This is a genomic window from Sphingomonas glacialis, from assembly GCF_014653575.1.
GTDB classification, from domain to species: Bacteria; Pseudomonadota; Alphaproteobacteria; order Sphingomonadales; family Sphingomonadaceae; genus Sphingomonas; species Sphingomonas glacialis.
On the sequence record NZ_BNAQ01000001.1, the window covers coordinates 1,044,901 to 1,066,691 of the forward strand.

The 21,791-nt window shown below is 66.6% G+C and carries 20 protein-coding genes and 1 tRNA gene; 13 read left to right on the forward strand and 8 right to left on the reverse strand.

The features are described from left to right. Nucleotides 1–290 precede the first annotated feature (290 nt). From IE187_RS04935 to IE187_RS04950, 4 genes are all read left to right on the forward strand, one after another. The gene (locus IE187_RS04935; protein WP_189675312.1) at nucleotides 291–2,051 is read left to right on the forward strand and encodes a retropepsin-like aspartic protease; all 1,761 of its coding nucleotides are present in this window, start codon (nucleotides 291–293) and stop codon (nucleotides 2,049–2,051) included. 220 nt (nucleotides 2,052–2,271) lie between these two features. After that, nucleotides 2,272–3,267, forward strand: a complete 996-nt coding sequence (locus IE187_RS04940; protein ID WP_133189571.1) for a ferritin-like domain-containing protein — start codon at nucleotides 2,272–2,274, stop codon at nucleotides 3,265–3,267. A gap of 32 nt (nucleotides 3,268–3,299) precedes the next feature. After that, nucleotides 3,300–4,325, forward strand: coding sequence for a ferritin-like domain-containing protein (locus tag IE187_RS04945; RefSeq protein WP_189675313.1), 1,026 nt, complete (start codon nucleotides 3,300–3,302; stop codon nucleotides 4,323–4,325). 129 nt (nucleotides 4,326–4,454) lie between these two features. Then, the gene (locus IE187_RS04950) at nucleotides 4,455–4,988 is read left to right on the forward strand and encodes a superoxide dismutase family protein (RefSeq protein ID WP_189675314.1); all 534 of its coding nucleotides are present in this window, start codon (nucleotides 4,455–4,457) and stop codon (nucleotides 4,986–4,988) included. A 3-nt stretch (nucleotides 4,989–4,991) separates the two neighbouring features. On the opposite strand, the gene IE187_RS04955 is transcribed toward IE187_RS04950, so the two are convergent. Further along, nucleotides 4,992–6,551 carry a spinster family MFS transporter gene (locus tag IE187_RS04955; RefSeq protein WP_133189577.1) on the reverse strand — a complete coding sequence of 520 codons (1,560 nt, stop codon included), beginning with the start codon at nucleotides 6,549–6,551 and terminating at the stop codon, nucleotides 4,992–4,994. A 257-nt stretch (nucleotides 6,552–6,808) separates the two neighbouring features. Here IE187_RS04955 and IE187_RS04960 point away from each other — a divergent pair, with 257 nt between their 5' ends. The 4 genes from IE187_RS04960 (at nucleotide 6,809) to IE187_RS04975 (ending at nucleotide 9,516) form a co-directional block, all read left to right on the forward strand. Next, entirely contained in the window at nucleotides 6,809–7,543 is a 735-nt protein-coding gene (locus IE187_RS04960) for a Bax inhibitor-1/YccA family protein (protein WP_133189579.1), read from the forward strand. Between the two features lie 75 nt (nucleotides 7,544–7,618). Then, nucleotides 7,619–8,398, forward strand: a complete 780-nt coding sequence (locus IE187_RS04965) for a transglutaminase-like domain-containing protein (protein WP_189675315.1) — start codon at nucleotides 7,619–7,621, stop codon at nucleotides 8,396–8,398. 56 nt (nucleotides 8,399–8,454) lie between these two features. Continuing rightward, nucleotides 8,455–8,760, forward strand: coding sequence for a hypothetical protein (locus IE187_RS04970; protein WP_133189583.1), 306 nt, complete (start codon nucleotides 8,455–8,457; stop codon nucleotides 8,758–8,760). Between the two features lie 216 nt (nucleotides 8,761–8,976). Further along, entirely contained in the window at nucleotides 8,977–9,516 is a 540-nt protein-coding gene (locus tag IE187_RS04975) for a hypothetical protein (RefSeq protein ID WP_438810915.1), read from the forward strand. Between the two features lie 9 nt (nucleotides 9,517–9,525). Here the strand turns inward: IE187_RS04975 and IE187_RS04980 are convergent, their stop codons facing one another. From IE187_RS04980 to IE187_RS04990, 3 genes are all read right to left on the reverse strand, one after another. Further along, on the reverse strand, nucleotides 9,526–10,272 hold the full coding sequence (locus IE187_RS04980; RefSeq protein ID WP_189675317.1) for an NUDIX hydrolase: 747 nt from the start codon (nucleotides 10,270–10,272) through the stop codon (nucleotides 9,526–9,528). After that, on the reverse strand, nucleotides 10,269–11,117 hold the full coding sequence (locus tag IE187_RS04985) for an oxygenase MpaB family protein (RefSeq protein WP_189675318.1): 849 nt from the start codon (nucleotides 11,115–11,117) through the stop codon (nucleotides 10,269–10,271). The genes IE187_RS04980 and IE187_RS04985 overlap by 4 nt, the downstream gene beginning before the upstream one ends. Nucleotides 11,118–11,202: 85 nt before the next feature. Continuing rightward, nucleotides 11,203–11,278: transfer RNA gene (locus tag IE187_RS04990), tRNA-Ala, on the reverse strand. Between the two features lie 244 nt (nucleotides 11,279–11,522). On the opposite strand from IE187_RS04990, the gene IE187_RS04995 reads away from it, so the two are divergent. Then, nucleotides 11,523–12,569 (forward strand): DUF2171 domain-containing protein, encoded by a 1,047-nt coding sequence (locus IE187_RS04995; protein ID WP_189675319.1) that lies wholly within the window; start codon nucleotides 11,523–11,525, stop codon nucleotides 12,567–12,569. A 136-nt stretch (nucleotides 12,570–12,705) separates the two neighbouring features. On the opposite strand, the gene ypfJ is transcribed toward IE187_RS04995, so the two are convergent. Then, a complete protein-coding gene (gene ypfJ, locus IE187_RS05000) occupies nucleotides 12,706–13,632 on the reverse strand; it encodes a KPN_02809 family neutral zinc metallopeptidase (RefSeq protein WP_189675320.1) in 927 nt (308 codons plus the stop codon). A 151-nt stretch (nucleotides 13,633–13,783) separates the two neighbouring features. Between ypfJ and IE187_RS05005 the strand changes: the two genes are divergently transcribed. The 3 genes from IE187_RS05005 to IE187_RS05015 all read left to right on the forward strand — a co-directional run bounded on the left by IE187_RS05005 (nucleotide 13,784) and on the right by IE187_RS05015 (nucleotide 16,518). Further along, nucleotides 13,784–14,941 carry a patatin-like phospholipase family protein gene (locus tag IE187_RS05005; RefSeq protein ID WP_189675321.1) on the forward strand — a complete coding sequence of 386 codons (1,158 nt, stop codon included), beginning with the start codon at nucleotides 13,784–13,786 and terminating at the stop codon, nucleotides 14,939–14,941. Between the two features lie 17 nt (nucleotides 14,942–14,958). Beyond that, on the forward strand, nucleotides 14,959–15,744 hold the full coding sequence (locus IE187_RS05010; protein ID WP_189675322.1) for a 3-hydroxybutyrate dehydrogenase: 786 nt from the start codon (nucleotides 14,959–14,961) through the stop codon (nucleotides 15,742–15,744). A gap of 96 nt (nucleotides 15,745–15,840) precedes the next feature. Further along, complete coding sequence (locus tag IE187_RS05015) at nucleotides 15,841–16,518, forward strand: DUF4893 domain-containing protein (protein WP_229839233.1); 678 nt, start codon at nucleotides 15,841–15,843, stop codon at nucleotides 16,516–16,518. Between the two features lie 4 nt (nucleotides 16,519–16,522). Here IE187_RS05015 and IE187_RS05020 read toward each other — a convergent pair whose 3' ends face one another. The 3 genes from IE187_RS05020 to guaA form a co-directional block, all read right to left on the reverse strand. Further along, nucleotides 16,523–17,473: a cation diffusion facilitator family transporter gene (locus IE187_RS05020; RefSeq protein WP_133189601.1), complete on the reverse strand. Its 951-nt coding sequence runs from the start codon at nucleotides 17,471–17,473 to the stop codon at nucleotides 16,523–16,525. 55 nt (nucleotides 17,474–17,528) lie between these two features. Beyond that, the gene (locus IE187_RS05025) at nucleotides 17,529–18,878 is read right to left on the reverse strand and encodes an amino acid permease (RefSeq protein WP_229839270.1); all 1,350 of its coding nucleotides are present in this window, start codon (nucleotides 18,876–18,878) and stop codon (nucleotides 17,529–17,531) included. A gap of 123 nt (nucleotides 18,879–19,001) precedes the next feature. Further along, nucleotides 19,002–20,558, reverse strand: coding sequence for a glutamine-hydrolyzing GMP synthase (guaA, locus tag IE187_RS05030; RefSeq protein WP_189675323.1), 1,557 nt, complete (start codon nucleotides 20,556–20,558; stop codon nucleotides 19,002–19,004). Nucleotides 20,559–20,607: 49 nt separating this feature from the next. Here guaA and IE187_RS05035 point away from each other — a divergent pair, with 49 nt between their 5' ends. Further along, a complete protein-coding gene (locus IE187_RS05035) occupies nucleotides 20,608–21,738 on the forward strand; it encodes a class I SAM-dependent methyltransferase (RefSeq protein ID WP_189675324.1) in 1,131 nt (376 codons plus the stop codon). The last annotated feature ends 53 nt before the right edge of the window (nucleotides 21,739–21,791 follow it).

Below are 21,791 nucleotides of genomic sequence, written 5' to 3' on the forward strand. Positions count from 1 at the left end.
TCAGGCCGCGGCGGGGAGGCGAAACCTTGGAGGTTCCGCGCGGGCGCGACCGACTATGCGAATGCGAGAGTCGGGAGGCCGATAGCAGCGAGGTGTCGCTTGGGGAAGGGCGTGACGGCCGCGCGCAGGCGCGACGCGCGCAATCTTCGGCGCGTGAGCGTTTTTTCACTATTCGCGCAGGCGCCGGGCGCGCTACGTCTCGGGCGGGCCGGATCCCGGCTTGGCGTTGAGGAGACTGGAGATTTTCACTCCGGCACGGCAGCGCGGGACTGCGACATGAGGGGCTATCGATGCGACACTTGCGCCTGATCCTTTCCACAGCCGCGCTGATCGCACCCCTGCCGGCCATCGCCGCCACGCCGGCGCGCTGTCAAATGGCCAAGATGCTCGAGCTTCCCGTTACGATGAACGGCCGGTCGCCGATGGTGTCCGCCAAGTTCGGCGACAAGGACGCGCGCTTCATCCTCGACAGCGGCGCGTTCTACAGCACGATCTCGCGCGCCAACGCCGCCGAAATCGGCGAGCGCGTCCAGGCGCTGCCCCCCACCTTCCGCATCACCGGGATCGGCGGCGATTCCTCGGCAGGGTTCATCACTGCGAAGAACTTCACGCTCGGCGGCGTCGTGGTGCCGAAGGTCGATTTCTTCGTCGCCGGCAGCGACACCGGGACGGCCGGGCTGCTCGGCCAGAACATTCTCGGGCTCGCCGACGTCGAATATGATCTGCCACACGGCGTCGTGCGCCTGATGAAGACGACCGGCTGCGCGAAGATCAACCTGGCGTATTGGGCAGGCGACAAGCCCGCCACGTTGGTCGCGCTCGCTGCACCCGGGCCTGGGCCGTGGAAACCGCATACGATTGGCACGATCCTGCTCAACGGCGTCAAGATCCGCGCGATGTTCGACAGTGGTGCGCAAAGCTCGCTGGTGTCGCTCGCCGCGGCCAAGCGCGCGGGGGTAACGCCCGACTCCCCCGGCGTCATCCGGACAGGCTTCAGCCGTGGCCTCGGCGCGCGGCAGGTGCCGGCGTGGCTCGCGCCGTTCGACACGATCGACATTGGCGGCGAAGCGATCCGCCGGCCGCGCCTGACCATCTCCGAGATCGGGATGCAGGATGTCGACATGCTGGTCGGTGCCGATTTCTTCCTGACACACCGCATGTTCGTGTCGAACGCCAATCGCGCGCTGTTCATCACCTATGAGGGTGGCCCGGTGTTCAACCTGACGCCGAAGGGCGCGATGTCGGCCGAGGGCAAGGCGCTCGACTTGACCAACACCGCACCCGAACCGACCACCGCCGAGGAATATAGCCGGCGCGGCGCGGTCTTGTTTTCCAACCACCGCGTTACCGAGGCGTTGCTCGATTTCTCCAAGGCGTGCGCGCTCGCCCCGACCGAGGGCCGCTATTTCTATCAGCGCGCGATGGCGCGGCTCGCCAATCGGCAGCGCGACGCGGCGCTCGGCGATCTCGCCGAATCGATCCGGCTTGCGCCGAGCGACCCGGACGCTCGGATCGCGCGGGCGCGGCTGAAAGTCTCGATCGCGCCACGCGCCGAGGTGCTCGACGATGTCAAAGCCGCCGATCGCGCGATCGCCCCCTCGTCGGACAAGCGGCTCGCCGTTGCGAGCCTGTACGACCGGCTCGACGAACCCACCGCCGCGCTTGCCAATTACGATCAATGGCTCGCCAGCCATCCGGAGGACAGCGGTCGCGCATCGGCGCTCAACGGCCGCTGCTGGGCACGCGGCTTGCTCGGGACCGAGACCGACAAGGCGCTGTCGGACTGCAACGCCGCGATCCGGATCCAGCCCAAAAACCCGTCGTACCTCGACAGCCGCGGGCTGATCCGGCTGCGGCGCGGTGAGCTCCGCCAGGCGCTCGCCGATTATGACGCCGCCCTGGCGATCGCGCCCAAGAACCCCTGGACGCTGTACATGCGCAGCCTCGTCGCGGCGAAGAGCGGCGATACGGTAAAAGCCGAGAGCGACCGCGCGCTGGCGCTGAGCCTCGACCCCAACGTGGTCGAGCGCGCGCGCAAGATCGGCCTCTGACCAGGCAACGCCCCAACTAACTGCAAATTTGTTCGTGCCGCGTGCGTCTTACGCACGCCTGCTCTCGTACCTGCGCCGACAAGAACAGCCAAAGCGGTCTCGCGGCGGTTAGCGTCCTGTCGTGTGTAGGCGAAGCGGTGACATCGCAGATCAAGGTCCGCCACGGAGACGTCGCGGTCATGGTTCGACGATGCACTCGCAGCAGGGGAGGTCTGAACCGATGACCGACGATGTAAGCAAGCAACTGATCGACGTTCTGGATCGGCGTGTCGAACGCCGCAACGAACGCCGTGATTTCTTCAAGACTGCCTTTGGCGCCGCAGCCGTCGCAGGCGCCGGCATCGGCGCGATGTCGATGGGCAGCCGCGCCTCGGCAGCTGACCCGACCACCCCGACCGATCCCGACATCCTCAACTTCGCGCTCAACCTCGAATATCTCGAGGCACAGTTCTACAGCGTGGCCGTCACCGGCGTCGGCCTGTCGCCATCGATGCTGACCGGCACCGGTACGCAAGGTGCCGCGGTCGGTGGCCGCAAGGTCGTCTTCACCGACCCGCTCGTCGCCGCCTATGCCAAGGAAATCGCGGCGGATGAAATCACGCACGTGACCTTCCTGCGTACAGCCCTCGGCAGTTCGGCGGTCGCGCAGCCCGCGATCGACATCGGCATTACGCCAACCGGCGCATTCAGCTCGGCCGCCCGCGCCGCAGGCCTGATCGCCTCCGCCCCTGCCGGCACCGCGCAGACTTCGGTGTTCGATCCTTATGCGAACGACGACGCCTTCCTGCTCGGCGCGTTCATCTTCGAAGACGTCGGCGTGACCGCGTACAAGGGCGCTGCCCCGCTGCTCACCAAGACGTATATCGAGGCGGCCGCCGGCATCCTCGCGGTCGAGGCGTATCATGCCGCACTCGTGCGCACCGCGCTCTATGCGCGCGGCGTTGCGACGCCGTCGCTGCGCACTTCGGCCGATGCGATCTCGAACGCCCGCGATTCGCTCGACGGGGCGACCGACCTCGATCAAGGCATCTCCCCGACGACGATCAACGGCGGCGCTGCATCGAACATCGTGCCGCTCGACAGTAACGGCATCGCGTTCAGCCGGACCACCGGCCAGGTGCTCAACATCGTCTATCTGAACAATGCTTCGGTCACGATGGGCGGGTTCTTCCCGGCTGGCGTGAATGGCAACATCAAGACGAGCGCCGCGAACTAAGCCGCGCCGTTCCCATTTGGGGAGATATCGACATGACCGATCAGACCATACTCGCGCAAGTCCTCGAGGCCGGTGAACGCCGCCGCCAGGAGCGTCGTCACTTCATGCGCACCGCCGCAACCGCGACCGTAGCGGCCGGTGGCCTGTCCTTGCTTGCAGCGTGCAACGACAGCACGACCCCGACACCCACGCCCACCCCGACCCCGACGCCGACGCCGACGACATCGTCGAGCATGCAGACCGATCTCGACGTGCTCAACTTCGCGTTGAACCTCGAATATCTCGAGGCGCAATTCTATGTGAACGCGGTGTACGGCCAGGGCCTCCCGGCGTCGGCCTTGACCGGCACGGGAACGCAGGGCGCCGTCGTCGGCGGCCGCCAGGTCACCTTCACCGACCCGGTCGTCGCCCAATACGCCCGCGAAATCGCGGCCGACGAAGCGGCGCACGTCACCTTCCTGCGCTCGGCGCTTGGGTCGGCAGCGGTGGCGCAACCGGCGATCAATATCGACGGCGGTGCCAATGGCGCCTTCACCATGGCGGCGCGCGCTGCCGGGATCGCGACCAACGCGAGCGGCGCGATCGACAACACCGCCGGCACGTTCGATCCCTATGCCAGCGACGTCAACTTCCTGCTCGGCGCCTTCATCTTCGAAGACGTCGGCGTGTCGGCCTATAAGGGCGCGTCGCCGCTGATCACCAACAAGACCTATCTCGAGGCGGCCGCTGGGATCCTCGCGGCCGAGGCCTATCATGCCGGCCTCGTCCGCACGGTGCTCTATGCCAAGGGTCTGGCGACGCCGTCGCTCGTCACCGCGGCCGGCAAGATCAGCGATGCGCGCGACAGCCTCGATGGCGCAAGCGACGACGATCAGGGCATCGCTGGCCCAGACGCGAGCCAGTCGAACATCGTGCCGACCGATGCCAACGGCCTCGCCTACAGCCGGACGACGGGCCAGGTGCTCAACATCGTCTATCTGTCGAAGTCGGCTTTGGTCGGTGGCGGGTTCTTCCCGAACGGCATCAACGGCAATATCCGGACGAGCGCAGCGAACTAAACCGCCGCACCGCACGTTCATGGCCCGCGCGACACCTGTCGCGCGGGCCTTTTTCGTGGGCGACGTCGTGCGCGGTTGCGCAACCCGGCGTTCGCGCGCAGCAAGCAGCCCTGAAACAAGGAGGATCCGATGCGTAAGGTGATGATCGCGACGACGGCCCTGCTGGGCCTGGCAGCCTGCAATACCGAGCACCCCGGCAAGACCGGCGCGCCGATCGCGCAAGGCGCGCATGCGGTCGCCATGCTGCGGACCGCCGATGGTGCCGATGTCGGGCGCGCGACGGTGACCGAGGTCACCGGCGGGCTGCGTGTGACGCTCGACCTGCAGGGCCTGCCGCCGGGCACGCACGGCGCGCATATCCACACCGTCGGGCGCTGCGACGCCCCCGATTTCGCCACCGCCGGCGGCCACTTCAATCCGCTTGGCGCAAAGCATGGGTCGATGAACCCGCAAGGCCCGCATGAGGGCGACATGCCCAATCTGATCGTTGGGTCGAACGGGCGCGGCACGATCGGCGCGGTGCTGCCCGCCGCGACGATGGCGGCGTTGCTCGATGCCGATGGCGCGGCGATCGTCATTCACGACAAGCCCGACGATCTGATGACCGACCCGTCGGGCAATAGCGGCGGGCGGATCGCCTGCGGCGTGTTCGCCGCGAGCTAGCCGTTAGATCGCTTCCCCTGCCGCGCGCGCCCAGGCCTCACGATTGGCCTCGGCGCGCGGGACAAGCTTGTACGCGCCGATGGCGGCGGCGATCGTGATCGGCGCGACGAGCAGCAGCGACAGCACGCCGGTCGAGAGGCTCCCCGACAGCGTCGAGATCCGCCCAGCGAGATATGGCCCCATCGCCAGACCGAGCAGCGTGGTGCCGATGAAGAACGTCCCCGTCGCGGTGCCGCGCATCCGTGGCAACACGAGATCCTGCATCGTCGCCCCCGCCGCGCCGAGCGCGGTGCTGGCGCAGATCCCCGACAGGAATACCGCGGGATAGAACACCATCGTCGACGTCGCGGTGAACGCCAGCATCACGAACGGCAGCGGGACGGTCGCCCCGAACAGCACGACGATCAACCGCCCCGCCGGGTTGCGCCGCCGCAAGCGGTCGGCCGCGATGCCGCCAAGCGTCACGCCGAGAAACCCGCCGAGCGCCCCGCTCGACCCGACCAACAGCCCCGCCATCGCCGGCGTCTCGTGCAGCGTGCGCAGGACATAGGGCGATGCCCAGAAGCTCACCGCATAGCTGACAAAGGCGTTGAGGCCGTACGCGATGACGACGCACAGGAAGGCGGGATTGCCGACGATCAAGCGGAAGGTCGGAGGATCGCGGCGCTTGAGCGCACATGCCCAGGAAAACACCGCATAGGCGCCGATCCCGATCGCGACCCATTGCGGCCAGGGCTCGCCGAACGCGATCAACAGCGTCACCGCGCCGACCACGACGCCCAGCCCGAGCAGATTGACCAGCAGCGCCCTGCCCCCGCCCATCGCCGCGCCGATCAGCGTCAACGGTGGCAGGATCGTGACGAGCTCGGCGAGGAATTCCTTGAACGGCGCGGGATGCGCCGGCGGCTCGGGCAGGCCTTCGACCGCGCCGCGGATCGGTTCCCGCAAGGTCGCGATCACGAGCGCGAGGACCAGACCCGGAATGCCGACGATCATGAACGCCGCCTGCCAGCCGTGCAGCCCGAACGGTCCGCCATCGGGATAGGCGTGGTTCCAGCGCTGGACGATCAGCCCGCCGATCCCGAGCGACAGCCCGCCGCCGACGTACAGGCCCGACGAATAGATCGCGAGCGCGGTCGCGCGCAGGCGCTTGGGGAAGTAATCCGAGATCAGCGAATAGGCCGACGGGCTGGCGGTGGCCTCGCCGATGCCGACGCCGATCCGCGCGGTCGCCAACATCCCGCCGCTGCGCGCCATCCCCGAAAACGCGGTCATCGCCGACCACAAGGCGAGCCCGAGCGTCATCAAGCGGACGCGGTGCCAATTGTCGGCGAGCCGCCCGAGCGGAATCCCGAACAACGAATAGAATACGCCAAACGCCGTCCCGTACAGAAAGCCGAGATCCTCGTCCTTCAAATGCAGATCGCGTTTGATGTCTTCGGCGAGGATCGAAATGATCTGCCGATCGACGAAATTGAGCACGTACACGAGGAAAAGGATGCCGAGCACATACCAGGCATAGGCCGGCGCGCGCGTCGGCGCGGAACCCGGAATGGTCGCCATCAATCGATCCTCTCGGCATTTTCTGCTCTGCCGATGGACCTAGCAGACCATACCCGAAATACGAAAGCGATTTTCGCACGTCCTCGGCGCGTGTGCGACGGGACGATCGCACACACGCTGGGGAAGCGCGTTTGTAACAAAGTGCTGCTGCCACAAAACGCTACCGCTCACGCTCTGCGGATTCGCTTGAAATGGTCCGGGTGAAGGCCGATATTGCTGGTATCCGGCACTTGGCCGGTCATTAGGAGCTTTTCGCAATGGCAAACTGGTCTGATCCCCGTTCGAATGCCTCGGCATTCCAGACGGCCGGGACCACGCGCACCGACGCGTATGACGCGGGTCTGCGGCGCTACATGCTCTCTGTCTATAATTACATGGCGTCGGCCGTGCTGCTGACGGGTATCGTCGCGCTCGGCTTCGTCGCCAGCGGCTTTGCCGCGCAGGTCTTCGGTGGCCCCGGCATCTTGAAGTGGGTCATCTCGCTCGCCCCGCTCGGTTTCGTGTTCGGCATGAGCTTTGGTCAGGCACGCATGACCAACGGCACGCTGCAGGCGATGTTCTGGGGCTTCGCGGTCGCGATGGGCCTGTCGCTCTCGACGATTTTCCTGGTCTACTCGCCCGTCGCGATCGCGCAGGCGTTCTTTGCGACGGCGGCTTCGTTCGGCGCGCTGAGCCTCTACGGCTACACCACCAAGCGGGACCTCTCGGCGTTCGGCACCTTCCTCATCATGGGCGTCGTTGGCCTGTTCGTCGCGAGCATCCTCAACATGTTCCTGCAGTCGGGCCCGCTCGGCTTCGTGATCAGCCTGGTCGGCGTGCTGCTCTTCGCGGGCCTCACCGCCTACGACACGCAGCGTACCAAGAGCCTCTACGCGCAGGTCGCCGGTACGTCGGACGAACAGCGCGTGACGATCATGTCGGCGCTCAGCCTCTATCTCGACTTCATCAACATGTTCCTGTTCATCCTGCGCTTGTTCGGCAACCGCAACTAAGCGTATCAGGGATACCATCTTACAGGGCCCGGCGGACCGCTCCGTCGGGCCCTTTCTTTTGCGCGAAAGACCAGCATGCGGCTCGGGATCGATGTAACGCTCGATTATACGATCGATGGCGCGGCCGATGTGCTGCTGCTGATCGAGGCCGCAAAAGGCATCGACCAGCGGCTCGAACTGCAGGACATGCGAGTCTACACCGACACCCCGCTCCGCGCGGTGCCGGGCGAAGCCGGGATCGGCCAGCGCTGCTGGGCGCGCGGCGACGGTCCATTCCGCGCCGAATACAAGGCGATCGTCGAAATCGCCCGAACGCCGATCGACCTCGCGACGCTTGGCGATACGCCGATCCGCCTGATGCCGGGCGAGACGATCCCCTATCTCCTCCCCAGCCGCTATTGCGAATCCGACCGGCTCGAGGGCTTCGTCCATCAGGAATTTCCGGGTCTTGCGGCCGGGCCGCTCGCGATCGCGCTGACGCAGTGGGTCGGCGATCATCTGACCTACGCCTGTGGGACATCGACTGGCACCACCACCGCGATGATGACCTTTGCCGAACGCCGCGGCGTGTGCCGGGATTATGCGCATTTGCTCGTCGCGCTCGCGCGCGCTGGCGGCATCCCGGCGCGCTGCGTCTCGGCCTATGCTCCCGGCGTCGATCCGCCCGACTTCCACGCCGTCGCAGAATTGTGGATCGATGGCGGCTGGCATTTGATCGACGCGACCGGAATGGCATCGTGCGCCGACCTTGCCCGCGTCGCGGTGGGGCGCGATGCCACCGATATCGCGTTCATGACCGTGTTCGGCACCGCTACGCTCAACTGGCAGAATGTTGCGGTCACGAAACTGTCCTGAGGGAACACCGCGGCGCGCTCGAGTGTTGGGGCTTTCTGCTATTCAGGAGAGCCAAGATGACCGAAGACACCAAACTGGTTGATCAAAAAGCGCTCGACAGCCTGTCGGTCGCGCCCGGCAACCCCGACGATGCCAAGGATATTCACGATCCGCGGCAGAATGCTGGCCAGGACGAGTCGATCGCCAAGCGGCTCGAACGCAATCCCGACAGCCCCGATGCGGCCCTCGACAATGCGCTCGACGAGTCGATGGACGCATCGGATCCGCCCTCGAACACCCAGCCGGGCGACAATGGCGCTGCGCCCAAGTCTTCGGGCTATGACTCGGACGCCGAAGCCAAGCGCGCGAGCGACGCCGACTGAACTCCAGCGGCGGTCGCGCAGATGTTGCGCGATCGCCGCAGATCGCGAACTTATCCTTCTGATCAGTCATTTCTATCATAAGATATGTTGCGTCGCATCACGAAACGTGGTCGCTTGATGGGCGGGGACGGTGCGGCGTTAACCATGGCGAAAGGCCTTGAGGCGCAACGTTACTCGACTGCACTTTAGAGTGGGGTGACGGAAATGGGCTCTCGAATGAAACCGGCCAATGGCGCGATGACGCTGTCGGAAATGCAGGAATTTGCGACCTTTGCCTCGGCGACGCAGCGCTACGTGCGTCGCTCGCTCGACATCGGCCTCGACCGTGAAGACGCGATCGAACGTTGGTCGCGCGATGGCGTCGAAACCGCGAGCATTCGCGCGCAAGCCCGACTCTACACCCGCCTCCCCGCGATCCGAGCGCTGCTTCCCGACGATACCGGGCTCGACGCGATCGAACCGTTCCTGACGCCGTTGATGACGGTCACCGCGTTCGATCTCGGCCAGGGCCGGCTCACCACTTTCGCAGCGTATCGCTTCCTGTACGAACGTCTGATCGGCGCCGAAGTGCGGCCGTGGCTGCCCGCCGCGTTCTGCTCGGCGGCGGCGCTTCCGCATCTCCATCCCGATCTGCGGCGCAAGCTGCTCCAGTCGATCAGCGAAGCGGCGGCGACCGCATCGGGCTGGTCGAACCGCCAGCCGGCCTTCTATCCGAAATGGGTCGAAAAGGTCGAATCGACCGCGCTTCCGCACTGAGGCGCGACGCTACCCCCGAACCGCCGCGCTCATCGGCTCGGCGGTGACGGGATAGCCGAGATCGTCGGGAATGCAGAGATATTCGCGCCCATCGCGCGTTTCGCTCCACGGTGTCACGGTACGGATTTCATGCGCATGGGCATCCGCCACCGCGGCATCGAAATCCGCGAATTGCGCGAGCCGCTCGAGATTGCGCCGCGTCGGGAAGATGATCGTCGCGCGGCCCGCATCGGCATCGTCAAGCACATCCTGCGCGGTCGCCCAGAAGGTGCGGACATTCTCGGTCGCATCGACCACCGCGGCCGCCGACTCCGCGGGCAGCCGTGCGAGATAGAAGCGCGTGTCGAAGATCCGGCTCGCCGCGTGCGCCGGCAGCCACCGCGCAAAGCCGGTCAGCGCCGACGGATCGAGCGTCAACGACAGGTCGTGGAGCACCGCGCCGAACGCGACACCGTCATGCAGCGCGGCGCGCAGCCGCTCGAGCGTCGCCCCCGCCATCGGCGACATGCCGACGGCAACGCCGACTTCCTCGATCGTCTCGCGGATCGCGGCGATCCGCGCCGCCATATCGTCGGGGTCGCCGCCAAGCTCGAGCGCGAGCGCGCGATCTCCCGGATCGACGCGCCCGCCCGGGAACACCAATGCCCCACCCGCGAACACCATCGCGCGAGATCGCTCGACGAACAGAAGGTCGGGCGCCGGGCCACCCGTTTCGCGGAACAGCACCAGCGTGGCGGCGGGGATCGGCGTGCTCATGCGCGGAATGCCCAGCGCAGCGTGCTCGCGACGCCGAACGTGCCGGCGCGCAGGAACGGCACGCCAAGGCTCGGCTGCGCGAGGCCATGCATCGCGCGTGCCCAGCGGGGGAGCAGATCGACCCCGGCCTGCAAGGTGATCGACGCGAACGGGCCCGCCGCGACCGAGGGCGCAGGCTGGTCGAACAGCACGCTCGCCACGTCGCGCGTGCGCGCATCGACCTGCAGCTCGGGCCGCATCGCCGCCATGATCGCCTCGGCCTCGGCGCGGCTGTGCGGCACGGGATCGACGCCGAGCGGCGCGGCGATGCGCGCCATCTCGGCGACGTAGCGGTCCTGGTCGGCGCGCGACATGGTCGGCTCGCCGTAGCGGATCCAGCCATCGAGGAAGCTCAGCACCTCGCAGACATGCACCCAGGCGAGCAATGCGGGATCGGCGGCGCGATACGGCGTACCATCGGGCAACGTACCGCCGATATGATCGTGGATCTGCCGCACGCGCGCGATCAGCGCGCGCGCATCGTCGGGCGCGCCGAAGGTGGTGACCGCGATGAAGCGCGCGGTCCGGCGCAACCGCCCCTGCATGTCGTCGCGAAAGCCCGAATGGTCCCACACCCCGGCCAGCACCTTGGGATGGAGCATCTGGAGCAGCAGCGCAGCGATCCCGCCGACCATCATCGAGGTGACGTCGCCATGGACGCGCCACGCCACCGAATCGGGCGGAAACAGTGCGTCCGCGTGGCGCTGCACGGGCTTTTCACCCCGCGCCGCATCATTGAACACGGCGCGCACTTGCCCGACGATCAAGCCCTTGAGCGGACGAGTCAGGTGGCTGGCAGCAGACATGCGGCGCATCGTGCCCGAAGGAAGGCAGTGCGGCTAGGCCCGCGATGCAGCGCGGAGCGGATTTGATCGAGAGCAACATCTGGCGTGGTGGAGCTGAGCGGAATCGAACCGCTGGCCTCTGCAGTGCGATTGCAGCGCTCTCCCATCTGAGCTACAGCCCCGCACCACGCCCGCGCCGTGTTTCTGGGCGGTACGCCGCCTTAACGAGGCTTTTTGAGCGACGCAACTGCCCGCCTTCGTCGGCAGAAATTTCCTTGCGACGAAGCGAATGCAGGCTGCGACGCATGCGGCCCGAACGCGGCTAAGTCCCGGAACGGATGGCGATCTCCTGCGCTGTATTGAACAGCCCCGCCGACACGAGCAGATCATGCGGCGCGGCGTTCACCGTCTCAGGAGGACGATATCATGGGTTATGAACGCTATCCCCGCAGCACTTCGGGTGGATATGACGATCGCGACCAGGGCCGAGGGTATGGCCGCGAATCCAACAACCGCGATTCCTACGGCGCCGACCGCGATCGCTATGGCAGCCGCGACGCCCAGCCCTGGGGCGCCTATGACGAATTCGGCCAGCGCGACCGCTATAACGACGACGCCCGCCGTGACTCCCAGCCGCAGTCCGGGCGCGACTATGGCTATCAAGGTCAGGGCTATCAGGGCCAGGGCGGATACCGCCGGGACAATGATGGCCGCAGCGGCTACGGACAGAACGGCAATCAGGGCGACCGCTACGGCGCACGCGACTATGGCCGTCCCGACATGTACCGCGGCACCACCAACGATCGCTTCCAGCAGGATCGTGGCCAGCAGGGTCGCGGCCAACAGGGCTATGGGCGCCAGCCGCAGGGCTATGACTATGACGATCGCGGCTTCTTCGACCGCGCCGGTGACGAAGTCCGCTCGTGGTTCGGCGACGAGGAAGCCAATCGCCGCCGCGATCTCGACGCACGCTATGACGAGCAGCGCTCCGGCCATCCCAGTGATGACCATTACAGCGACTGGCGCCGCTCGCAGATCGACGCGCTCGACCGCGACTATCACGAATATCGCCAGGAAAACCGCAGCAAGTTCGACAGCGAATTCGGCACGTGGCGCACCCAGCGCCAGACGCAGCGCGGCTCGCTCGCACAGGTCACCGAGCATATGGAAGTCGTCGGTTCGGACGGCGCGCATGTCGGCACGGTCGACAAGGTGCGCGGCGACCGGATCATCCTGACGAAGAACGACGCCGATGCCGGCGGCCGGCATCACTCGATCCCGTCGCGCTGGCTTCAGTCGGTCGCCGACAAGGTGACGATCTCAAAGACCGCCGAGGACGCCAAGGCACATTGGCGTGACGAAGAACGCAACCAGGCGTTCTTCAACGAAGACGGCACGCATCGCGCTGAAAAGAGCGACGACAAGACCACCACGGGCACGCAGGGCTTCGGCCAGACCACGCGGACCTATTGACGCGAGGCGCCCCGCTCCCGGTCGGGAGCGGGGCCAGCCGCGCGAAAGGTGGCGCACGACACGGAAGCCGCCCCCCTTCCGTCGCGCCGCTCCTCGGCCCCTCTCCCCAGTGGAGAGGGGCTTTTTGTTGGTCCGGTTACAGCGCGCCCGAGAAGGTGTCGCACTGCGCGGGGTCGCCGCTATCCATGCCCTTGCGCAGCCACGCCATGCGCTGCGCCGAGGTGCCGTGCGTGAAGCTGTTGGGCACGACGCGGCCCTGCGACTGCTTCTGGAGCGTATCGTCGCCGATCGCCTGTGCGGCGGTCATGCCTTCCTCGACATCGCCCGCGTCGAGCCGATCCTTGTTCTGCGCGGCCCACACGCCGGCATAGCAATCCGCCTGTAGCTCGAGCTTGACCGAGGCCTGGTTGCCCTCGAGCGCGCTGCCACGCTGCTGGATCGACGCGACTTGATCCGACGTGCCGAGCAAATTCTGGATGTGATGGCCGAATTCATGCGCGACGACATAGTCCTGCGCAAAATCGCCCTTCGCGCCGAAGCGATTGGCCAGTTCGTCGAAGAAGCTGGTGTCGAGATACACGCCCTGGTCGCGCGGGCAATAAAAGGGCCCCATCGCGCTCTGCGCCGCACCGCAGCCCGAGCGTCCGTTGCCGGCAAAGAAGACCAGCTTCGGCTGCTGGAAGGTCTTGCCTTCCCGCTGGAAGATCGACGCCCAGGTCTTGTCGGCCGAGCTGAAGGCGTTGCATGCAACCTTGCTTGCCGCATCGGTGGTGCAGCTCGCGGTCGCGCTCTTGCCGGAGCTCGGCTGCCCGACCTGTTCGGTCGGCGCCGATCGCTGGCTCGTTCCGCCACCGCCGAGCATGCCCATCCCGCCGCCGAAGAAGAACAGCACGGCAAGCAGGATCGCGACGCCGCCGCAGCCGAAGCGGCTGAACACCATCGGCAGCAGCCCGAGCAGCAAGCCGCCCCCACCGCCGCCGCCGCCAAATCCGCCAAATCCGCTGCCGCCTTGACCGCGCTGGTCCTCGACGTTGATGTTGGGGTCGAAATCGTCGAGGCGCATTGGATCAGTCCCGGGGTCGTTGCCGCTCGATGCTGAATGCTTCGCGCGCGCGCTTGTTGCAAGGAGCACTTGCTCCCGATCGACCGCCACATGACGCGGCTTTCATCAAACTGTCGTTGATCCGCTCCGGCAACACGCGCATGTCGGACGCATGGCAGATGCAGCTCCGACCCGGCCGAAACGTCGCGCGAAGGCCCTTCCCTTGCCCGATTGCGTCGCGCTGGTGCTGCAGGGCGGCGGCGCGCTGGGCAGTTATCAGGCGGGCGTGATCGAGGGGCTGGCGGCGAGCGGAATCGAGATCGACTGGGTTGCCGGCATCTCGATCGGCGCGATCAACGCCGCGATCGTCGCGGGCAATCCGCCCGAGCGGCGGGTCGAGCGGCTGAATATCTTCTGGGACACGGTCACCTCGGCCTTGCCCAGTTTCCCGATCTTCCCCGACGACCGGATCCGCGAATTCCTCCACGAATGGTCGGCGGGCTTCGTGCTTGCGGCGGGCGTGCCGGGCTTCTTCAAGCCGCGGCTTGTCTCGCCGATGTTCGCGGCGCCCGGCACGCCCGGCGCGATGAGCTTCTACGACACCGCGCCGCTCAAGGATTTGCTCGACGCGCTGGTCGATTGGGATCTGCTCAACCATGGCCCGGTCCGCCTCTCGGTCGGCGCGGTCGATGTCGAGAGCGGCAATTTCAGCTATTTCGACACGACCGAGACCGTGATCGACGCGCGCCATATCATGGCGTCGGGGGCGCTCCCGCCTGGCCTGCCGCCGGTCGAAATCGACGGGCGGCTGTGGTGGGACGGCGGGCTCGTCTCGAACACGCCGCTGACGCACGTGCTCGATCATCAGGACGGCGCATTGCTCGCCTTCCAGGTCGATCTCTTCTCCGCCGCGACCGAGCGCCCGCGCACGATCATGGACGTGATGGCGCGCGAGAAGGAAATCCGCTTTTCGAGCCGGACGCGGCAAGTGTCCGATCAAGTGATGAAGGTCCGCAAGGATCGCGAACTCGCGCGCAAGGTGCTCGCCAAGCTGCCGCCCGAACTCGCCGACGATCCCGACGTCGTCGCGCTGCGCAACCGATCGAACGAGGACCCGGTCAATCTCGTCCACCTGATCTACCGCGCCAATGCGTGGGAGGGCGGCAGACGCGATTTCGAGTTTTCCGCCCGCACGATGCGCGAACATTGGGAGGCGGGGCAGGAAGCCGTCGCCGAGACGATGGCGCATGCGCAACTCGTCGCCGAGAATATCGAGACCGGCAAGAGCGCCGCGTTCGATTTGACCGTACACCGCACGCCCCTACCCTGACCGAAACGGAGATACGCATGTTCCTCAAGGGCAAGACCGCCATCGTTACCGGCTCGACCTCGGGCATCGGGCTTGAATATGCCAAGCTGTTCGCCGCCGAGGGGGCGAGCGTCGTCATCAACGGCTTCGGCGATGCCGCCGCGATCGAGACCGAGCGCGCCAAGCTCGAGGCGGCGAGTGGTGCGAAGGCGTTGTACGACGCCGCCGACATGACCAAGCCCGAAGAGATCGCCGCGATGGTCGCGCGCTGCCATGCCGAGCTCGGCGGGCCCGACATCATCGTCAACAATGCCGGCATCCAGCACGTCGCCAAAATCGAGGACTTCCCCGCCGACAAGTTCGAGGCGATCATCAAGATCAACCTCAACTCGGCCTGGTACATGATGCAGGCCGCCATCCCGCTGATGAAGGCCAAGAAATGGGGCCGCATCATCTCGACCGCGTCGGCGCACAGTCTCGTCGCGAGCCCCAACAAATCGGCCTATGTCATGGCCAAGCACGGCCTCGCCGGCCTGACCAAGACGATCGCGCTGGAAACCGCGACCTATGGGATCACCGTGAACTGCATCTCGCCCGGCTATGTCTGGACGCCGCTGGTCGAGGCGCAGATTCCCGACACGATGAAGGCGCGCGGCATGACCAAGGAGCAGGTAATGAACGACGTCCTGCTCGAAGCGCAGCCGACCAAGGAGTTCGTGACCGTCGATCAAGTCGCAGCGCTCGCGCTGTTCCTCTGCCGCGAAGAGGCAAAATCGATCACCGGCGCCAATCTCTCGGTCGACGGCGGCTGGACCGCCGCCTGATCGGGCTTTTCGGCGGCGGCGGCGCGTGGTTGGCAACCTAGCACCGCCGTGGTTAGTTGTGCGCGCTATACCGGTCGCAATGAAAGAATGGTCGCCTTGAAGAGATTTGCCCGGGGTTTGGGATCGACGTTGTGTACGCTGCCGTTCGCGCTGTTCGGCCAATGCGGCGCCGGGGCGCACAAGACGATCGAAGTGCGGATCGAGCCCCGCTCGTTGATCGGCGTCTCGCACGACACCACCGATTGGCGCCGCGTCGCCACCCCCAACGATCGCGAGCGGCTGCGCGGCTGGCGCCAGGCGTGGATCGCCGCGCTCGCCAAGGCGTCGGCGAGCGTCAATGCCGGGACGCTGACGGCCGATCCCTTGCTGTTCGACCCAGACCGCGCATTACCCGGTGCGACGCCACCGCCCGGCGCGTATCACTGCCGGGTCTACAAGCTCGGCGCCAACGGCACCGCGATGCACAACATCACGATCTATCCCGAGGTCGATTGCCACGTCACCCGCGATGGCGCGGTGTCGAGCCTCTACAAGGTGTCCGGGCCACAGCGCCCGGTCGGCTTGCTCTTTCCCGACTCCTCGTCGCGCGCGGTGTTCCTCGGCACGATGGTGATCGGCGACGAAACCCGGCCGCTCAATTACGGCCAGGACGTCAATCGCGATCTCGCCGGGTATGTCGAACGGATCGGCGAGCAACGCTGGCGCCTCGTGCTGCCACGCCCCCGCTTCGAATCGCTGCTCGACGTAGTCGAGATCGTCCCGGCGCCGCGCTGAGTCCTCAGTCCGTCGGCGCCGCCGGCAGCCGCGCGGCGTCTTCCTTGCGTTCGGGGCGAATATAGATCGACGACAATTTGGGCTCGGCCGCCTTCAATTCGGTCTCGATGTCCTCGATCAGCAACTCCGCCTCGCCCATCGTCAGCGAATCCTCGAAGTCGGCGCTGATCGCGAGGAAGATGCTTTCGGGCGCGGTATGGATCGAGCGGACATGGTTGACCGCGGTGATCTGAGGCCGGCGATCGACGATCGCGTGGACCTTGGCGACGATCTCGGGGTCGGCGCCCTCGCCGATCAGCAGGCCCTTGGCCTCGCGCGCGAGCAGCGCGGCGACGACGCCGAGCAGCACGCCGATGACGATCGAGGCAATGCCATCGATCCGCGGATCGCCATAGGCATGGCTCAGGAACACGCCGGCACCAGCGACGATCAGCCCGCCAATCGCCGCCGAATCCTCGAACAGCACGATGAAGCCTGCTGGATCCTTCGACCGGCGCACCGCCTTCCACCAATTGACGCCGCGATTGGCTGCGGCGAATTCGCGGATCGCGAAGAACCAGGACCCGCCCTCGAGCGCGAACGACACGCCGAGCACGATATAATTGACCAGCGGATCGCGCAGCGGTTCAGGATGCTTGTAATGCTCCCAGCCTTCATAGATCGAGACGCCCGCACCGACTCCGAAGATCAGGATCGCGACGACGAAGCTCCAGAAATAGAGTTCGCGGCCATAGCCGAACGGATGCGCCTCGTCGGGCGGGCGCTTGCCGCGGTGCTGGCCATACAGCAGCAGCACTTGGTTGAAGCTGTCGACGACCGAGTGGAAGCCCTCGGTCAGCATCGACGACGATCCGGTGAACGCCGCTGCGACGAATTTCGCCACCGCGATGCCGAGGTTGGCGGCAAGCGCCGCGATGACGACGAAGTTCGAGCCGCCTTGCTTGGTCGCGGACATAGTGGAAGCTCCCTTTGGCGGCGACATAAACGCGCCGCCCGGCGCTGACTATGCCTTATTGCGCAACGGTAGCGCGCGCACGACCATAAGCGAAATAGACCGCCAGCCCGACCGCGTTCCACGCGAGGAACGAGATTTGCGTCACCACCTGCAGGCTGGTGAACAGATAGACGCAGCCGAGGATCGCGAGCGGTGCGACCACCCAGGCGAGCGGAGTGCGGAACGGCCGTCGTGCGGCGGGGTCACGCCGGCGCAGCACGAGCACGCACGCCGCGACCGCGACGAACGCGCACAGCGTACCCGCGTTGGCGAGGCTGGCGATCACGTCGAGCGGGGTCAGCGCGGCAATGACGCTGACGAACACAGCCGTCACCAGCGTAATCCGCGCCGGCGTGCCGCGCGTCGAAAGCCGTGCGAGTGCGGGCGGCAGGAAGCCGTCGCGCGCCATGACGAGGAAGATCCGGCTCTGCCCGTAGAGAAAGCCGAGCAGCACGGTCGGCAGCGCGATCGCGGCAGCGGCGGCGACGATCGTCGCGACGCCGCCCTGCCCGATCTGGCGCAGGATCAGCGCGAGCGGCTCGCTGCTCTTGCCGAACACCGAAAAATGCACCGCGCCGACCGCGACCGCGGCGACGATCATGTAGATCGCGGTGCACGCGACCATCGATCCGATGATGCCGATCGCCAGGTCGCGCTCGGGATTGCGCGTTTCCTCGGCGGCGGTCGAGATCGCATCGAAGCCGTAAAAGGCGAAGAAGATGATCGCCGCGGCACCCATCACGCCATACTTCACGCCGCCATCGCCCGCGACGCTACCATAGCCATAGGGCGCGAACGGATGGAGGTTCGCCGGATCGAAATGCGGCAGCGCGACCGCAACGAACAGCGCCAGCGTGACGATCTTGACCAGCACGAGCACGGTATTGATCCGCGCGCTTTCACGCGTGCCGAGCGTCAGCAGCCCTGCCACGACCGCGATGATGAAGACCGCGGGCAGGTTGATCCCGAACGCGCCGCCGATGCTCGGCCCGTGCGTCGCCCAATCGGGCAGGTCGATGCCGAGACCATGGAGGAAGCCCACCGCATAGCCCGACCAGCCGACCGCGACGGTCGACACGACGAGCGAATATTCGAGGATCAGGCTCCACCCGACCACCCAGGCGATCACCTCGCCGAGCACGGCATAGCTATAGGTATAGGCACTGCCCGAGGCTGGGATCATCGTCGCCATCTCGGCATAGCAGAGCGCGGCACACGCGCAGATCGCGCCCGCGATCGCGAAGCTCAGAAGCACGGCAGGCCCGGCGCGATCGGCGCCCACGCCGATCAGCGTCAGGATTCCGGTGCCGACGATCGCGCCGACGCCCAGCGCGACGAGATGCGGCCACGACAGCGTGCGCGCCATGCGCTCCTCGACCGGCTGGTCGTCGCCGTGGAGAATGATCTTCTTGCGAAACAGACCGGTCAAAATGCTTCCCCCCCGGACCGCGACACGATCGCGCGGTCAAAACCCCTCAGCTGCGGGGACTTATTCCCACTCGATCGTGCCGGGCGGCTTGCTCGTATAGTCGTAGGTCACGCGGTTGATGCCCTTGACCTCGTTGACGATTCGCGTCGCGACGCGCGGCAGGAAGTCGCCGGGGAACTGGAACGCCTCGGCGGTCATGCCGTCGGTCGAGGTGACGGCGCGGAGAGCCAGCACGTTGTCGTAGGTGCGCCCATCGCCCATCACGCCGACGCTGCGCACCGGCAGCAGCACCGCGAACGCCTGCCAGATCGTGTCGTACAGCCCCGCCGCGCGGATCTCCTCGAGATAGATCGCATCAGCCTTGCGCAGGATGTCGCAGCGTTCCTTGGTCACTTCGCCTGGAATGCGGATCGCGAGACCCGGCCCCGGGAAGGGATGCCGCCCGACGAACGCCTGCGGCAGGCCAAGCTCCATGCCGAGCGCGCGGACTTCGTCCTTGAACAGCTCGCGCAAGGGTTCGACGAGCTGCATGTTCATCCGCTCGGGCAGCCCGCCGACATTGTGGTGGCTCTTGATCGTCACCGATGGGCCGCCAGTGAAGCTGACGCTCTCGATCACGTCGGGGTAGAGCGTCCCCTGCGCGAGGAAATCGGCACCGCCGACCTTGCGCGCCTCTTCCTCGAACAGATCAATGAACGCGCCGCCGATGAACTTGCGCTTCTTCTCGGGGTCGGTCTCGCCCGCCAGGCCCGCGAGGAAGGTCTCCTCGGCGTTCACATGGACAAGCGGGATGTTGTAGCTGTTTCGAAACAGGCTGACGACCTGCTCGGCCTCGCCGGTGCGCATCAGGCCGTGGTCGACGAACACGCACGTCAGCTGCTCGCCGATCGCTTCGTGGATCAGCACGGCAGCTACCGCCGAATCGACGCCACCCGACAGACCGCAGATCACCCGGCCGCTGCCGACCTGCGCGCGGATCTGGGCGACCTTGGCGGCGCGGAACTCGGCCATCGTCCAGTCGCCGGTGAGGCCACAGACGTGGCGCGCGAAATTGGCGATCAGCTTGGCGCCGTCGGGAGTGTGCGCGACTTCCATGTGGAACTGCGTCGCGTAATATTTGCGCGAATCGTCGGCGACGACCGCGATCGGCGAGCCGGGGCTGACCGCGACCGGGCGGAAGCCGGGGGCGAGCGCGCTGACCTTGTCGCCGTGGCTCATCCAGACGGTGTGCTTCTCGCCCGTCTTCCACACGCCGTCGAAGAGGACGCAGTCGTCGGTAATCTCGATCACCGCGTGGCCGAACTCGCCGCTTTCGCCGAGCGTGACGTTGCCGCCGAGCTGCTGCATCAGCACCTGCTGGCCGTAGCAGATCCCCATGATCGGCACGCCGCTGTCGAGAATCGCCTGCGGAATGCGCGGGCTCCCCTCGTCGAGCACCGAGGCCGGGCTGCCCGACAGAATCACGCCCTTGGGCGCCATTCGCGCAAAGGCCGCTTCTGCGGTGGTGAAGGGAGCGATCTCGCTGTAGACGCCGGCTTCCCGCACGCGTCGCGCGATCAATTGCGTTACCTGGCTGCCGAAATCGACGATGAGGATCGAGTCTGTCGGATGGGTCATGCCGCCAGATAGCAGATGCGCGCCGTGGGGGAAGAGTTTTGGGGACGAAATGACCGACACCTATTTAAAAGCCGCAGCGCGCGCCGGATTCGAGCCGATGGTCGTTGCCGCCGGCGAGGACGGGCGCAAGCTCGCAGGGCTTGCCGGGCTCGCTGCGAAGATCGGCCTGCGTGGGCGCGTCTACCCGCTTGCGATGCAAGCGCGCACGCACGAGCCCGACGATGTCGAGGTCGCCGCGCGGACGCAGCAACTGATCGGCCAGAGCGTCCCGCGCTGGCATTTCAACATGCTGCGCGACGAACCACGCAACGCCGCGTTCGACGCCGCGATCCGCCGCGCGGTGACGCCGGGCACGCATGTTCTCGACATCGGCGCAGGGAGCGGCCTGCTCTCGATGATGGCAGCGCGCGCCGGCGCCGGGCGCGTCGTCGCATGCGAGGAAAATCCCGCGATCGCCGACATGGCGCGACAGATCGTCGCGACGAACGGATTTGCCGATCGCGTGCGCGTGGTGACGGGCAATTCGACCGAGCTCGACGTTGAATCCGATCTCGAAGGCCGCGCCGACGTGATCGTCTCGGAGATCGTGTCGAACAATCTGCTGGCCGAGGGTGTGCTCAAGACGCTCGCCGACGCCGCGACGCGGCTGCTCGCGCCGGGCGGGCAGATGATCCCGGCGGGCGGCGACGTGATGATCGCGCTCGGCAGCTGGTCGGCGGCGGAGGAGCACCGGATGACGATGGTGGCGGGCTTCGACCTCGGCGGCTTCAACGCGCTGACGCAAGTGCCGCGCAACGTTGCGGTGAGCGATGCGACGCTGACGTTGCAAAGCGATCCGGCGGCGTTGCTGTCGTTCGACTTTACCGGCGAGGCGGCGCGCGAGCCGCATCACGGTGCGGCGACACTCGTCGCACAGGGCGGACCGATCGGCGGGATCGTGCAGTGGATCCGGCTGCAGCTCGACGAGGTCGTCGATTACGAGAACCGGCCTGGCCCCGATGCGAAGTCGCATTGGGGGGCGCAATATTACCCGTTCGATGTGCCGCTCGAGCTAGCGGCGGGCACCGAGCTGCGCGTCGTGGGGGTGCATGACGGGCACCAGTTGCTGGTGTGGCGCGAAAACGCGGGCGCGACAGAGCTCCCCTCCCCTTCAGGGGAGGGGCTGGGGGTGGGGCTGTAACGGGCACCCGCGCGCCCAGTACTTCCCCACCCCAACCCCTCCCCTAAAGGGGA

Bases quoted from the DNA above. Each gene is read 5' to 3' on its own strand.
- IE187_RS04935 (WP_189675312.1), top strand. From the start codon at position 291: ATGCGACACTTGCGCCTGATCCTTTCCACAGCCGCGCTGATCGCACCC.
- IE187_RS04940 (WP_133189571.1), top strand. From the start codon at position 2,272: ATGACCGACGATGTAAGCAAGCAACTGATCGACGTTCTGGATCGGCGT.
- IE187_RS04945 (WP_189675313.1), top strand. From the start codon at position 3,300: ATGACCGATCAGACCATACTCGCGCAAGTCCTCGAGGCCGGTGAACGC.
- IE187_RS04950 (WP_189675314.1), top strand. From the start codon at position 4,455: ATGCGTAAGGTGATGATCGCGACGACGGCCCTGCTGGGCCTGGCAGCC.
- IE187_RS04955 (WP_133189577.1), bottom strand. From the start codon at position 6,551: ATGGCGACCATTCCGGGTTCCGCGCCGACGCGCGCGCCGGCCTATGCC.
- IE187_RS04960 (WP_133189579.1), top strand. From the start codon at position 6,809: ATGGCAAACTGGTCTGATCCCCGTTCGAATGCCTCGGCATTCCAGACG.
- IE187_RS04965 (WP_189675315.1), top strand. From the start codon at position 7,619: ATGCGGCTCGGGATCGATGTAACGCTCGATTATACGATCGATGGCGCG.
- IE187_RS04970 (WP_133189583.1), top strand. From the start codon at position 8,455: ATGACCGAAGACACCAAACTGGTTGATCAAAAAGCGCTCGACAGCCTG.
- IE187_RS04975 (WP_438810915.1), top strand. From the start codon at position 8,977: ATGAAACCGGCCAATGGCGCGATGACGCTGTCGGAAATGCAGGAATTT.
- IE187_RS04980 (WP_189675317.1), bottom strand. From the start codon at position 10,272: ATGAGCACGCCGATCCCCGCCGCCACGCTGGTGCTGTTCCGCGAAACG.
- IE187_RS04985 (WP_189675318.1), bottom strand. From the start codon at position 11,117: ATGTCTGCTGCCAGCCACCTGACTCGTCCGCTCAAGGGCTTGATCGTC.
- IE187_RS04995 (WP_189675319.1), top strand. From the start codon at position 11,523: ATGGGTTATGAACGCTATCCCCGCAGCACTTCGGGTGGATATGACGAT.
- ypfJ (WP_189675320.1), bottom strand. From the start codon at position 13,632: ATGCGCCTCGACGATTTCGACCCCAACATCAACGTCGAGGACCAGCGC.
- IE187_RS05005 (WP_189675321.1), top strand. From the start codon at position 13,784: ATGGCAGATGCAGCTCCGACCCGGCCGAAACGTCGCGCGAAGGCCCTT.
- IE187_RS05010 (WP_189675322.1), top strand. From the start codon at position 14,959: ATGTTCCTCAAGGGCAAGACCGCCATCGTTACCGGCTCGACCTCGGGC.
- IE187_RS05020 (WP_133189601.1), bottom strand. From the start codon at position 17,473: ATGTCCGCGACCAAGCAAGGCGGCTCGAACTTCGTCGTCATCGCGGCG.
- IE187_RS05025 (WP_229839270.1), bottom strand. From the start codon at position 18,878: ATGGCGCGCACGCTGTCGTGGCCGCATCTCGTCGCGCTGGGCGTCGGC.
- guaA (WP_189675323.1), bottom strand. From the start codon at position 20,558: ATGACCCATCCGACAGACTCGATCCTCATCGTCGATTTCGGCAGCCAG.
- IE187_RS05035 (WP_189675324.1), top strand. From the start codon at position 20,608: ATGACCGACACCTATTTAAAAGCCGCAGCGCGCGCCGGATTCGAGCCG.